Genomic DNA, 13,646 nt, shown 5'->3' with positions numbered 1-13,646 from the left:
GTAATCCGGCACTTGTTTACACTGGCGGTGCGCTAAAGTAGAGCCATGCGTGCGATCCTTCTGCTTAGTTAGCCGCCGGCTCCGGATATCGGATAGCTGAGCGGCAGCCCCTCCCTTGGCGAGGGGCTTTTGTGTGTCCGGGGTATGGCGCCGGGCCGGCAGCAGGAGGATCAGGCCGTTATGGCAGCACCGATGCCGTAACAGAACAGAAGAGGGCAGCAGTGGGCGTTCAGCCGGAGACAGAGACCGGAACAGCAACAACAGTATCGGCGGAGCCTGAAGAGGGCACCTACAGTTTCACCGCCATGGAGGCCAAATGGCCCCAGGTGTGGGAGGACCTCAAGGTCTTCACCCCGGTGGATGACGGGTCCCGGGAGCGCCGCTACGTGCTTGACATGTTCCCGTACCCGTCCGGTGACCTGCACATGGGCCACGCCGAAGCGTTCGCCATGGGTGACGTCGTGGCCCGCTACCTGCGCCAGAAGGGGTACGACGTCCTGCACCCCATCGGCTGGGACTCCTTTGGCCTGCCCGCGGAGAACGCTGCCATCAAGCGCAACGCCCACCCCAGCGAGTGGACCTACGCCAACATCGACACCCAGGCAGCGTCCTTCAAGCGGTACGCCATCTCCGCCGACTGGTCGCGCCGCCTCCACACCTCCGACCCCGAGTACTACCGCTGGACCCAGTGGCTGTTCAAGCGCTTCTACGAGCGCGGGCTGGCCTACCGGAAGAACTCCCCGGTCAACTGGTGCCCCAAGGACCAGACCGTCCTGGCCAACGAGCAGGTGGTCAACGGCGCCTGCGAGCGCTGCGGCACCACCGTGACCAAGAAGTCGCTCAACCAGTGGTACTTCAAGATCACCGACTACGCGGACCGCCTGCTGGATGACATGGACGAGCTGCGCGGCCACTGGCCCGAGCGCGTCCTGGCCATGCAGAAGAACTGGATCGGCCGGTCCGAGGGTGCCCACGTCAACTTCGTGATCGAGGCCGACGGCGGCAAGCCCGCCAAGGAGGTCACGGTCTTCACCACCCGCCCGGACACCCTGTACGGGGCAACCTTCTTCGTGGTGGCTGCCGACGCGCCGCTCGCCGTCGAACTTGTCACGGACGACCACGCAGCTGCCCTGGACGAATACCGTGAACGGGTCAAGGCGCTCTCCGAGATCGAACGCCAGTCCACCGAGCGCGAAAAGACCGGTGTCTTCACCGGCCGCTACGCCATCAACCCGCTGAACGGCGAAAAACTGCCGGTCTGGGCTGCCGACTACGTCCTGGCCGACTACGGCACGGGCGCCATCATGGCCGTGCCCGCGCATGACCAGCGGGACCTCGACTTCGCCCGCGCGTTCAACCTGCCGGTCCGCGCCGTCCTGGACACCGGCGAAGAGGACCCCGCCGTCTCGGGCACCGCCACCTCGGGGGAGGGCACCCTGATCAACTCCGGCGAGCTCGACGGACTGCCCAAGGCCGAGGCCATCCCGGCGGCCATCACCATCCTGGAGCGGCAGGGCACCGGCGAGAAGTTCGTGAACTTCCGGCTCCGCGACTGGCTCCTGAGCCGGCAGCGGTTCTGGGGCACCCCCATCCCCATCATCCACTGCCCGTCCTGCGGCGAAGTCCCCGTTCCCGATGAGCAGCTGCCCGTGACCCTTCCCTCGGACCTCCGCGGCGAGGACCTGGCCCCGAAGGGCACCTCGCCGCTGGCCGCGGCCGAGTCCTGGGTCAACGTCGAATGCCCCACCTGCCACGGCCCTGCCAAGCGGGACACCGACACCATGGACACGTTCGTCGACTCCTCCTGGTACTTCCTGCGCTTCGTCTCCCCGCACTACACCGGGGGCCCCTTCGATCCGGAGAAGATCAACGACTGGATGCCCGTGGGCCAGTACGTCGGCGGTGTGGAGCACGCCATCCTCCACCTGCTGTACGCCCGCTTCTTCACCAAGGTCATCCACGACCTGGGCATGATCGACGCCGACGAACCCTTCAGCGCCCTGCTGAACCAGGGCCAGGTACTCAACGGCGGCAAAGCCATGAGCAAGTCGCTGGGCAACGGCGTGGACCTCGGCGAGCAGCTCGACAAGTACGGTGTGGACGCGGTCCGGCTGACCATGATCTTCGCCTCCCCGCCGGAGGACGACGTCGACTGGGCCGATGTTTCGCCGTCGGGCTCGGCGAAATTCCTGGCCCGCGCCTGGCGCCTGGCGCAGGACGTGGCCAGCGGGCCCGGCGTGGACGCCACCACCGGCGACCGCGCGCTGCGGTCGGTAACGCACCGCACCATCGCGGACGCCGCTGAACTGCTGGACGCCAACAAGTTCAACGTGGTGGTGGCCAAGCTGATGGAGCTGGTCAACGCCACCCGCAAGGCCATTGACTCCGGCGCAGGGGCGGCGGATCCGGCGGTCCGCGAAGCCGCTGAAGCCGTCGCCGTGATCCTCAGCCTCTTCGCGCCATACACCGCCGAGGACATGTGGAACCTGCTGGGCCACCCGGCGTCGGTGGCCAACGCAGGCTGGCCCGCCCACGATCCCGCGCTCCTGGTCCAGGACACGGTCACCGCCGTTGTCCAGGTGCAGGGCAAGGTCCGTGACCGGCTTGAGGTGTCCCCGGACGTCTCCGAGGATCAGCTCCGCGAGCTGGCCCTGGCGTCCGACAACGTCCAGCGCGCCCTTGACGGCCGCGGCATCAGGACAGTCATCGTCCGTGCGCCTAAGCTGGTCAACATCGTCCCGGCATAAGCGCTGCACCCTGCAGCACGCACCGGCCGCGGGAAGTTTTCCGGCGGCCGGTGCTGACTGATCCGGACACCGTCTCCAGGAGGCCCCTTGCCCGACAGTAATGCCGCCGCCTGGCCATGGGTCCGTGCACGGCTGTCAGGCCTCCGTCCCGGGGCGCGGCCGGGGACGCGGCGGGCGGCCGGGAGCGCTGAGGTGCGCACCGCCGTCGTCACTGATTCCGCTGCCGCCCTGCCTGCAGACTATGCAGGCAGGCTGCCGCGGGACGGCATCCTGACCGTGACACCCATGCCCGTCATGGTGGGCCGGGAAATCTACGGCGAGGGTGAAGACGACATCCTCGAGACCATCGCCGTGGCGCTGGCCTCCGGAACGCAGGTCAAAACATCCAGGCCGTCACCGGGCCAATTTGAGCAGGCGTACCGCGCGGCCGAACTCCGGGGATTCCAGGCGGTCGTTTCCGTCCATATCTCCGGGGAACTTTCCGGCACTGCCGACGCGGCCCGGCTTGCTGCGGCAAAGGTGGGGATCCCCGTGGAGGTGGTGGATACCCGAACCGTGGGCATGGCACAGGGGATGGCCGTGCAGGCTGCCGTGGAGGCAGCCGCCGCCGGCGCCGACCATGCGGGGGTTGCTGCCGCGGCAGCGGCCCAGGCAGCCCGCACCAAGGTCTTCTTCTACGTCCCCAGCCTGGAACAGCTGCGGCGGGGCGGACGGATCGGCGCCGCGGCCTCGCTGCTGGGCACCATGTTTGCCATCAAACCTATCCTTGCGGTCGACGGCGGCAGGATCGTCCCGCTGGAGAAGGTGCGGTCAGGTGCCAGGGCCGTGGCGCGCCTTGAGGAAATCGTGGTGGCCGAAGCGGCGGCGCGTCCGGGAGAGGCCGTGCGCCTGGCCGTCCATCATTTCGGGAACCCCGAAGAGGCGGAGAGCCTGGCCGCGCGGCTGGAAGCGGCACTTCCCGAATGCCCGCCCGCCCAGATCAGTTCCCTCCCGGCGGTCCTCGCTGCCCATGCGGGCCTCGGCGTCCTTGCGGTCATCGTGGGCAGGACGGCCGCCGATGGCGGGACGGACGGCGGACCGGCCGCCGAAGCGCACCTTTCCACATAGCCTCTTTGCCGGCTGCCGGTCGGCGGACCGTGTTCCTAGGGTGGAGCTATGTCACGCCGGGATGCTGGAGCAGCAGGTCAGCAGGCGCGCCATGTGAGGGCGAGGCTCCATGCCACCCTGGGGGAGGGACCTTCCGGGCTCCTGCAGGACGGGGCCGGCCCCGACGGTTTTGAGTACCGGGGTTCCGGTGACGCGGGCGGAGACAAACCCGGCAGTGGCTCCGGAGCTGGTTCCGGTGTGGCGCCTTCGCTCCGGTGGCGGGTGGGGCTGCGCGTCGCCGTGCTGCTGGCTGTTCTGGCCGTGGCCGCGGGAGCCTGGTTTTGGTGGCAGGCCGGGGCGGCCGCGCCCCAGGTCCTGCCGTTGGGCGGCACCGGTTCCGGCGGCGCATCAGCAGCGGCCGGTGACAGTGGTTCCGTCCAGGGCGGGACCCCAGCCCCACCGGATTCCGGCAGCGGGCAGGGCGGCTCCGCGTCAGCGGGGACGGTGGTGGTGCACGTTGTTGGCGCCGTGGCCAGACCCGGTGTTATCCGGCTGCCGCACGGCAGCCGCGTTGACGACGCCATCGCTGCGGCGGGCGGTGCTACTCCGGACGCCGACGTCAACCGGCTCAACCTTGCGCTCGTGATGGAGGACGGCCAGAAAATCCACGTTCCGCGGCAAGGGGAACCCCAGGCCTCCGCGGCCGGTGCCGCAGGTCCGGACGGCACTGGGTCAATGGGTGCTGGTTCAGGCACTGCGCAGCAGGGGACGGTACCCGGCCAGACCGGCGGAAAGGTCAACCTCAACACCGCGGACGCTGCCACGCTGGACACGCTGCCAAAAGTCGGGCCGGTCCTGGCCCAGCGGATCGTGGACTGGCGGAAGGAACACGGCCCCTTCAAGAGCGCGGAAGAACTGGACGCCGTCGACGGCGTGGGACCAAAAATGCTTGAGGCCTTGCTCCCGCTGGTGACGGTCTAGGGACGGCCGTGGGAGCGAATTCAGGAAGGGGAGGCCGGGACAAGGGTCAGGGAAGGAATGCGCCCGATCCCGGCGGCGGAAAGCAACGGCGCAGTCCCTGGCACCGCTTCATCGAATCCGCGGTGAATGGCCCCGGCCTGGAACCACAGGCTCCGACGCCTCCAGGCGCAACGGAAGCCTCCGGGACCCCTTCTCCGCCATCGACACCGGCCCACCCACGGACCCCCTGCTTGCCGGCCACCGGGCACCGGCCGCTGCAGGGGCACTGGACGCGCGCCGTGCACCACGTGCGCCAGCGGGTGGCCGATGGCGGCAAGGCCCAGGAAAACGCTGATACCAGTCCCGCGGAACCACGACGCCGCACGGACCTCCGCCTTGCCCTTCCGGCATTGTTGGTATGGACCGCCTCAGTGGCCGGGCTCTGGCTGCCGCCTGCGGAGCTTGCAGCACTGTGCTCCGCACTGGCGGCACTTGGCGGCCTCCTCCTGGCCCGCGCGGCCAGGCATCGCACGGCACGAACTGCGCGTCCCGCCGTCGGCCACCAGGAACGGGCCGGGCCGCCCCGCGCCACCGGACGCAGCTTTCCCGCCGCCCTGGGCGTCTCCCTGATGCTGGCCGCTGCCGCCGCAGCCCACGCTGCAACGTCGTCAAGCCAACGGTTCGAGGGTCCCCTCGCCGACGCGGTCACTGCCGGCAAGTCCGTCGTCGCCATTGTGGAGGTGGCCGGAAACCCAAGTGCCATGGCAGGACCGGGCGGGTCGGCGGGACGCTGGGCAGTTCCGGTGTGGACGCAGGAAGTGACCACCGGCGGCATGCTGGTGCGGACACGGGCGCGGCTCACCATCATGGGCGGGCAAGGCTGGGGCGGGGTGGTGCCGGGGCAGACCCTGCGCGCAGCAGGAAAGCTGCGGCCGGCGGAGCCGGGGGACCAGGACGCGGGAACCCTGGCCGCCTCCACCGCCCCCGGCAAGGCCATGGGAGGCTCGCTGCTGGAGGGGGCAGCGAAGGAGCTTCGGACGCGCTTCGTTTCCGCCGCGGTTTTCCTGTCACCCGATGCCCGCGGACTCCTTCCGGGAATGGTCACCGGAGACACCAGCGCACTGGACGAGGGACTGGACAACGCCATGAAGGCTGTGGGCATGACCCACCTAACGGCGGTCAGCGGGGCAAACTGCAGCCTGGTGCTGGGGGCCTTGCTGCTCCTGTGCCGCCGGTGCCGGCTGCCGCGTGCTCCCGCTGCGGCTGGAGCACTTTGCGGCCTGGCCCTCTTCATAGTCCTGGTGGGACCGGACGCCAGCGTCCTGCGGGCCGCTCTCATGGGTGCCATCGGGGTGGCCGCCCTCGCGGGCGGACGCCCAGGGCGCGGACTGAGCTTCCTGTGCCTCGCCGTCATCGGCCTTCTACTGGCCGAGCCTGCCCTTGGCACCAGTTTCGGATTCCTGCTGTCCGTCCTTGCCACGCTGGGGATCATTCTCCTGGGGCGGCGGATCGTCGCCTGGATTCCCGCAGCGGTGCCCCGGTGGATCGCCGCCGCCGTTGCGGTTCCGCTGTCCGCACAGCTGTTGTGCGGGCCCGTCATCGTCCTCCTGCAGCCCCGGTTCGCCACCTATTCGCTGCTGGCCAATGTCGTGGTGTCACCCCTGGTGGCGCCGGTGACCCTGCTGGGAACGGCAGCGGTGCCGCTGGTGGTCCTGCTTCCGTGGGCCGCCACGTTTCTGATCGCTGTGGCTGGAACGTTCAGCGCCGGGGTCGCCGCCACCGCCAGGTTCACGGCGCAGCTGCCCGGCTCCGCCCTGCCCTGGCCTGAGGGAGTGCCCGGGCTGCTGTCGATGGTGCTGTTGTCCACCGTTACCCTGGCGGCCGTGTGGGCAGTGGTCCGGCCCCTGCGGTTCGCCTGCCAGGTCCGGAAAGCGCACGCCGTCACGGTGGCACTGATCGGGCTGATGGAGCTGCGGCTGCAGCACGTCCGCCGCAAGGGCAGCTTGGACCGCGGGCGCAGACGTGGCAGGCTGGGATACTGCAATAAAACCTCCGGAAGGGACCTTGGATGGCCGTCGCGCAAAAGCGGGCAACACGCTCCCCGGCGTCGAACACAGCCTCCTGGCGGGACGTAGCCCCGGCCTCGATCGTGCTGATAAGCGGCCCGGAAGAGTACCTGGGCATCAGGGCCATGGACAGGATCCGATCCCAGGTCAGGGCGGCCGCGCCGGACGTCGAATTGAGCCGCATCAACGCCGCCGGCTATGACGCCGGCACCCTGACCATGCAGGTGAGCCCTTCACTGTTCGGTGAGAGCAAGCTCATTGAAGTGGAGGCCGTGGAAGGGATGAACGACGCCTTCCTGGCGGATGCCCTTGCCTACCTGCAGCACCCGGAACAGGACGCCGTCGTCGTGCTCCGGCACGCCGGCGGAGCACGCGGCAAAAAGCTCCTCGACGCCGTTAAGAAGGGTGGCTGGCCGGTCGTCGACTGCCAGCCACTGAAGAAGGATGCGGACAAGGTCTCGTTCGTCATGGCGGAGTTCAAGGCGGCCGGGCGGCGGATCAACCAGGACGCCGTCCAGGCGCTGGTGAATGCCGTGGGGGCCGACCTTTCGGAACTCGCCGCGGCGTGCTCGCAACTGATTGCCGACGCAGGGAGCACCGTCACTACTGAGACCGTGGACAAGTACTACGGCGGACGGATCGAGGCCACCGCGTTCAAGGTCGCCGACGCCGCAATGGCAGGAAACGCCCCCGAGGCGCTGTCGACGCTGCGCCACGCCCTTGCCACCGGTGCTGACCCGGTTCCGCTGGTGGCAGCCCTCGCCTCGAAGCTGAGGACTGTAGCACGGGTGGCCGGCGCCTCCGGATCGCCCGCGCAGATCGCGGCGGAACTCGGGATGCAGCCCTGGCTCGTGGAGCAGGCACAGCGGGACGTCCGGCGCTGGACCCCGGAAGGCCTGGTCCGGTCCATCCAGGCCACGGCGGAGGCTGATGCGCAGGTCAAGGGCTTGTCCCGGGACCCCGTCTACGCCGTCGAACACGCTGTGACGGTGATTGCCATGTCCGTCCAGGGCAGGTAGGCCGCAGCGATTAAAAGCGTGTGGCCGGTACCTTGCGGTACCGGCCACACCATCAGTTCGTGGGAACTGGAAACCTTAGAGTGCGTTGACCTTCTTGGAGATCGCCGACTTGCGGTTCGCTGCGTTGTTCTTGTGCAGAACACCCTTGCTGACAGCCTTGTCCAGCTTACGGCTGGCAGTAACGAGCGCAGTAGTAGCAGCTTCCTTGTCAGAGGACTCAACGGCGGTGTTGACGGCGCGGATGGCCGTCTTCAGCTCAGACTTGACTGCGTTGTTGCGCAGGCGTGCCTTCTCGTTGGTCAGGATGCGCTTCTTCTGGGACTTGATATTCGCCACGTGTGAACTCTCTTTGTAATGCGGAAATGGTCTAGAGGGCTTTCAGGCTGGCCTTGACTGAGCGGCGTGGGGATACCTATGGCGGCCAGCCATCAGTGACCGTCGACCTGCACGGACACACAGCAATAAAGAATAGCAGGTCAGCGGCGGCACTGGCCATTTGGGTTGGTCAGGTCCAGCCGTGTCGCCGGCGCAGCCCGGCCGCAACTTTCTCAAACCGCGCCGCGTCCAGCACGGCGCCCTCCCGCCGGATGCTGTCAGGGCGGATCTGCAGGATACGGTCCAGGCGCACTTCACTGGGCCTGCCCTGCTTGTCCCAGTCCCCGGAACCGAGGTCCACGTAGTCGCCGGACGTTGAACCGGCAGGCACCCTGTCCCTGCTGGTCAGCATCAGTCCCAGGAGGAACGGGCCGTTATGCCCCACCAGCAGCACCGGCCGGTCCTTCCCCTTGCCGTGGTCCTCCTCGTAAGGGACCCAGGCCCACACCACCTCGCCCGGATCCGGGTCGCCGTCCGGCTGCGGTGCATACCGGACGGCGGACCGCCCGCGGTAATCACCGGGATACCCGGACCCGGCAGGACCTCCGCCGGGAGCCTGAGGCATGGCCCGGCGGTCCCGGCCGGGGCCCGGGGCCGGCGGGGCGGGCCGCCGTTTCTGCAGCATGCGCAGGCCGCGGCGGACGGCGTTTCCCAGGGAGCGGAGATCAATGACCATGCGAAAAGCCTATCGGCGGTGGTTCGGCATGGAACTGCCGGGCGGCGCCCTGCCCGGATGCGGTCCGTGCGTCCCGGACGTGGGACACTGGATGTTCAAGACGTGCAGCTGTTCCGCAGGCGCCTATGGCGTTGCCCGGCGGGTGGCTGCTGAAAAGCCAACAGTAAGGACCCTGCGTGTCTCCCATGGCCCGCACCGCACCGGTGCCCGCCGCGACAGATCCGGCAATCATTCGGAACTTTTGCATCATCGCGCATATCGACCACGGCAAGTCCACGCTGGCTGACCGCATGCTGCAGTCCACCGGTGTGGTCCAGGCGCGTGACATGAAGGCCCAGTACCTGGACCGGATGGACATCGAGCGGGAACGTGGCATCACCATCAAGTCCCAGGCCGTCCGCATGCCCTGGGAGGTGGACGGCGTCAGCTACGCGCTGAACATGATCGACACGCCCGGCCACGTGGACTTCACCTACGAGGTATCCCGGTCACTCGCGGCCTGCGAAGGCGCCATCCTGCTGGTGGACGCGGCGCAGGGCATTGAGGCCCAGACGCTGGCCAACCTGTACCTGGCCATGGAGAACAACCTCACCATCATCCCGGTGCTGAACAAGATCGACCTTCCGGCGGCGCAGCCTGAAAAGTACGCCGCCGAGCTGGCCAGCCTCATCGGCGGCGATCCCGAGGACGTCCTGCGCGTATCCGGCAAGACCGGCGTCGGCGTCGAGGCCCTCCTGGACAAGATCGTCCGCGACCTGCCGGCGCCGAAGGGCAACCCCGATGCCCCGGCCCGTGCCATGATCTTCGACTCGGTCTACGACACCTACCGCGGCGTGGTCACCTACGTGCGTGTGATGGATGGCATGCTCCATCCGCGTGAGCGCATCCAGATGATGTCCACCAGGGCCTCGCACGAGCTTCTGGAAATCGGTGTCAGCTCCCCGGAACCCACACCGTCCAAGGGGCTCGGCGTCGGTGAAGTGGGCTACCTGATCACAGGCGTGAAGGACGTCCGGCAGTCGAAGGTGGGCGATACCGTCACCAACCTGGCCAAGCCGGCGGCGGAGTCCCTCCCCGGCTACGCCGATGCCAAGCCCATGGTGTTCTCCGGCCTGTATCCGCTGGACGGCGCCGACTATCCGGTACTCCGCGACGCCCTCGAAAAGCTCATGCTCAACGACGCCGCGCTGGTTTACGAACCGGAAACCTCGGCTGCCCTCGGCTTCGGGTTCCGCGTGGGCTTCCTGGGTCTCCTGCACCTCGAGATCACCCGCGAACGCCTGGAGCGCGAATACAACCTCGACCTCATCTCCACCGCACCGAACGTGGAATACGAGGTGACCCTGGAGGACAAGAAGGTGGTCCGGGTGACCAACCCCAGCGAGTACCCCACCGGGAAGATCGCCGAGGTACGCGAGCCCATGGTCTCCGCCACCATCCTGGCCCCCAACGAATTTGTCGGCGCCATCATGGAACTGTGCCAGTCCCGCCGCGGCGTCATGGGCGGCATGGACTACCTTTCCGAGGACCGGGTGGAAATCCGCTACCGCCTGCCGTTGGCGGAAATCGTCTTCGACTTCTTCGACATCCTGAAATCCAAGACCCGGGGCTACGGCTCGCTGGACTGGAAGGCCGACGGCGAGCAGGCCGCCGACCTGGTGAAGGTGGACATCATGCTCCAGGGCGAACAGGTGGACGCGTTCAGCGCCATCACGCACCGGGACAAGGCGTACGCCTACGGCGTGATGATGACCGGCAAGCTGCGCGAACTGATTCCCCGCCAGCAGTTCGAAGTGCCCATCCAGGCCGCGATCGGTTCCAGGATCATCGCCCGCGAAAGCATCCGCGCCATCCGCAAGGACGTGCTGGCCAAGTGCTACGGCGGTGACATCTCGCGGAAGCGCAAGCTGCTGGAGAAGCAAAAAGAAGGCAAGAAGCGCATGAAGATGGTGGGCACAGTGGAGGTGCCGCAGGAAGCGTTCATCGCCGCCCTGACCACCGACGAATCGAAGGACAAGGCCAAGAAGAAGTGACCACCGCACAGCGGGGGACCCGCTGATGCCCAGCGTTCTTCCCCTCGGCGACCCGGCGCCGTCGGACGGTCTGCTGCCTGCCCAGGCAGCGGACGGTGCGGTGGCCCGGGCTTTCGGGTTGTACGTCCACATCCCGTTCTGCGCTGTGCGCTGCGGCTACTGCGACTTCAACACCTACACCGCCACGGAACTTGGCGGCGGAGCGTCCCAGGACGCATACGCCCAGACCGCCGTGTCCGAGGTGTCGCTGGCGGCTGCTGTGCTGTCACGTTCAGGGCTGCCGGACCGGAAGCTCAGCACCGTCTTCTTTGGCGGCGGCACGCCCACGCTGCTGCCGGCCGATGACCTCGCCCTGATCCTCCGGGCCGCCATCGACCAATGGGGCATTGACGACGGCGCCGAGGTCACCACCGAAGCCAACCCCGATTCCGTCACGCCGGAGTCCCTTGCCGTCCTCAAGGACGCCGGGTTCACCAGGGTGTCCTTTGGGATGCAGTCCGCGGTTCCGCACGTGCTCAAGGTGCTGGACCGGACCCATACGCCCAGCCGGGTGCCGCAGGTGGTGCAGTGGGCGCGCGAGGCAGGACTGGCTGTCAGCCTGGACCTGATTTACGGGACGCCGGGGGAGTCGCTGGCCGACTGGCGGCACTCCCTCGAAACGGCGCTTTCCTACGGGCCGGACCACATCAGCGCCTACGCGCTGATCGTTGAGGAGGGCACCAAGCTGGCCGCGCAGATGCGCCGCGGCGAAGTCCCGGGAATCGACGACGACGACCACGCCGACAAGTACGAGCTCGCCGACCAGCTGATCACCGAAGCCGGACTTGGCTGGTACGAGGTCAGCAACTGGGCGCGGACTCCGGAGCAGGCCTGCCGCCACAACCTCGCATACTGGCGGGGTGACGACTGGTGGGGCATCGGCCCGGGCGCGCACTCACACATGGGCGGGGTCCGCTGGTGGAACGTTAAGCACCCGTCCGCTTACGCGAACCGGCTGTCGCAGGGGCTTTCGCCCGCCGCCGGCAGGGAAACCCTGGACGCGGAAACAAGGAACCTGGAGCGGGTCATGCTGGAGGCCCGCCTCCAGTCGGGACTGGATGTCTCAACGCTGAGTGCCGGGGGACGCCACGAGGTGGCCGGACTGATCGCAGCCGGCCTGGTTGATCCTGCTGCCGCATTCCGCGGACGCCTGGTCCTGACCCTCAAGGGCAGGCTCTTGGCAGACGCAGTAGTCCGCCGCATCCTGCCGGACTAGAGCCGGCCCGCGGGCAGTTGCCCTTACTTGATCCAGCGCAGGTTGTACTGGTAGCGGTGCGGCTGGCCCCGGTTGACGTGGATCCCTGCCGCGACGGAGAAGCACGTGAGCGCCACCCAGATCAGCGTGGCAATGACCGCGAAGATGTTCCCGACGTAGGGGACGAACACCAGGATGTTGGCCAGCACCGCGGCGATGGTGGGCGGCAGGCTGAAGTTCAGCGCTTCCTTGGATTCCTGGGCGGTAAATGGCCCGCGGTCACGGAAGATCAAGTAGATCAGCAGCGAGGGGACGCACCCCAGGATCCCGCCGAAGTGCGCCAGCGTCGCCCACTGGCGGTCTTCGCTGGCCGTAAGCGGCAGGGCGTTGGCGGGGACGCCATGGTACTCGGAACGGCCCTGGCCGTCCCTGTGATCACGTGCGTTTTCTGCCACAGTCTGTTCCTTCGAAGGTGCAAGTGGTGCTGACTACAATTCCGGCGCGGTGCGCAGTGCCTCAGGAAACAAGGAACCGCACTACCAAGAATACTGGTTCCCGGGACGCCGTCCGCCCTTCACGGCACGGTCAGGAAATCGATGACTTCCTCGACCCTGCCCAGCAGCGACGCTTCGAGGTCCGCGTACGTGCGCACGGCGCCCAGCAGCTTCTGCCATCCCAGGCCGACATCTTCCTTGGTGGCGTGGGGCCAGCCGAAGGCTTTCAGGATCCCCGTCTTCCAGTCCTGCCCGCGGGGCACGGCCGGCCATTTGTCGATGCCAAGGACAGCGGGCCGGATCGCCTGCCAGACGTCCACGTAGGGGTGACCGACGATCAGGACGTTGCCTGCGGCGCCCGGGGAGGCCATGACGGCATCCGCGATGCGGGACTCCTTGGAGTCAGGAACCAGGTGGTCCACCAGGACGCCAAGACGGCGGCCAGGCCCCGGCCTGAAGTCCGCGACGGCTGCGGCAAGGTCGTCAATGCCGTGCAGGGGCTCGACGACGATGCCCTCCACCCGGAGGTCGTCTCCCCAGACCTTTTCCACCAGTTCGGCGTCGTGCTTGCCTTCCACCCAGATCCGGCTGGCCTTGGCCACCTGGGCGCGTTGTCCGGCGACCCGAACGGACCCCGAGGCCGTCCTGCCCGCCGCGGGACCGGCAGCGGCCGGCCGGGGGGCGGGTGGCATCAGCCGGATCGGCCGGCCCTCCAGGAGGAAGCCGAACCCAAGGCGGAAGGAACGCGATTTTCCCCTGCGGTCCTCCAGCGCCACCACATGCATGCCGCCGGATTTCTCCACCCGGGTCACGGCACCCACCCAGCCCGACTGCACTTCCTCGAGCACCATGCCGCGCTCCACGGGGACCTCAGGCAGTTCCGTCCGTGCGGGAGCGGATATGCCGCGTGGGCCCCAGTTCCGGTAATCCATGGATTTGATCCGCCTAGCGCTAGT

11 protein-coding genes are annotated in these 13,646 nt (G+C 68.0%); 7 read left to right on the top strand and 4 right to left on the bottom strand.

Annotated elements, in window-relative coordinates; genetic code table 11:
- The first annotated feature begins 221 nt into the window (after positions 1-221).
- The 5 genes from leuS to holA all read left to right on the top strand — a co-directional run bounded on the left by leuS (position 222) and on the right by holA (position 7,878).
- Positions 222-2,747: a leucine--tRNA ligase gene (gene leuS, locus FB478_RS02730; protein ID WP_056390433.1), complete on the top strand. Its 2,526-nt coding sequence runs from the start codon at positions 222-224 to the stop codon at positions 2,745-2,747.
- Positions 2,748-2,834: 87 nt separating this feature from the next.
- Positions 2,835-3,854, top strand: coding sequence for a DegV family protein (locus tag FB478_RS02725; RefSeq protein ID WP_144599760.1), 1,020 nt, complete (start codon positions 2,835-2,837; stop codon positions 3,852-3,854).
- Positions 3,855-3,902: 48 nt separating this feature from the next.
- A complete protein-coding gene (locus FB478_RS02720; RefSeq protein ID WP_186447715.1) occupies positions 3,903-4,814 on the top strand; it encodes a helix-hairpin-helix domain-containing protein in 912 nt (303 codons plus the stop codon).
- A gap of 230 nt (positions 4,815-5,044) precedes the next feature.
- Positions 5,045-6,928 (top strand): ComEC/Rec2 family competence protein, encoded by a 1,884-nt coding sequence (locus tag FB478_RS02715; protein WP_261377343.1) that lies wholly within the window; start codon positions 5,045-5,047, stop codon positions 6,926-6,928.
- The gene (gene holA, locus FB478_RS02710) at positions 6,862-7,878 is read left to right on the top strand and encodes a DNA polymerase III subunit delta (protein ID WP_144599759.1); all 1,017 of its coding nucleotides are present in this window, start codon (positions 6,862-6,864) and stop codon (positions 7,876-7,878) included. Before FB478_RS02715 ends, holA begins: the two co-directional genes overlap by 67 nt.
- Before the next feature lie 75 nt (positions 7,879-7,953).
- On the opposite strand, the gene rpsT is transcribed toward holA, so the two are convergent.
- Both rpsT and FB478_RS02700 read right to left on the bottom strand, forming a co-directional pair.
- A complete protein-coding gene (gene rpsT / locus FB478_RS02705; RefSeq protein ID WP_018769282.1) occupies positions 7,954-8,214 on the bottom strand; it encodes a 30S ribosomal protein S20 in 261 nt (86 codons plus the stop codon).
- Between the two features lie 169 nt (positions 8,215-8,383).
- Positions 8,384-8,929: a type II toxin-antitoxin system PemK/MazF family toxin gene (locus tag FB478_RS02700; protein WP_144599758.1), complete on the bottom strand. Its 546-nt coding sequence runs from the start codon at positions 8,927-8,929 to the stop codon at positions 8,384-8,386.
- A gap of 176 nt (positions 8,930-9,105) precedes the next feature.
- On the opposite strand from FB478_RS02700, the gene lepA reads away from it, so the two are divergent.
- The gene (lepA, locus tag FB478_RS02695; RefSeq protein WP_026265766.1) at positions 9,106-10,962 is read left to right on the top strand and encodes a translation elongation factor 4; all 1,857 of its coding nucleotides are present in this window, start codon (positions 9,106-9,108) and stop codon (positions 10,960-10,962) included.
- A 25-nt stretch (positions 10,963-10,987) separates the two neighbouring features.
- The gene (gene hemW, locus FB478_RS02690; protein ID WP_144599757.1) at positions 10,988-12,217 is read left to right on the top strand and encodes a radical SAM family heme chaperone HemW; all 1,230 of its coding nucleotides are present in this window, start codon (positions 10,988-10,990) and stop codon (positions 12,215-12,217) included.
- 23 nt (positions 12,218-12,240) lie between these two features.
- Here hemW and FB478_RS02685 read toward each other — a convergent pair whose 3' ends face one another.
- Positions 12,241-12,651, bottom strand: a complete 411-nt coding sequence (locus FB478_RS02685; protein ID WP_018769278.1) for a DUF4870 domain-containing protein — start codon at positions 12,649-12,651, stop codon at positions 12,241-12,243.
- Positions 12,652-12,770: 119 nt separating this feature from the next.
- Complete coding sequence (locus FB478_RS02680; protein WP_056390420.1) at positions 12,771-13,622, bottom strand: DUF3097 domain-containing protein; 852 nt, start codon at positions 13,620-13,622, stop codon at positions 12,771-12,773.
- Positions 13,623-13,646: the final 24 nt, after the last annotated feature.

It is taken from the genome of Arthrobacter sp. AG367 (assembly GCF_007828995.1).
Classification (GTDB): domain Bacteria; phylum Actinomycetota; class Actinomycetes; order Actinomycetales; family Micrococcaceae; genus Arthrobacter.
The sequence above is the reverse complement of the archived record's forward strand: the minus strand, read 5'-3'. Positions and strand labels throughout refer to the sequence as shown.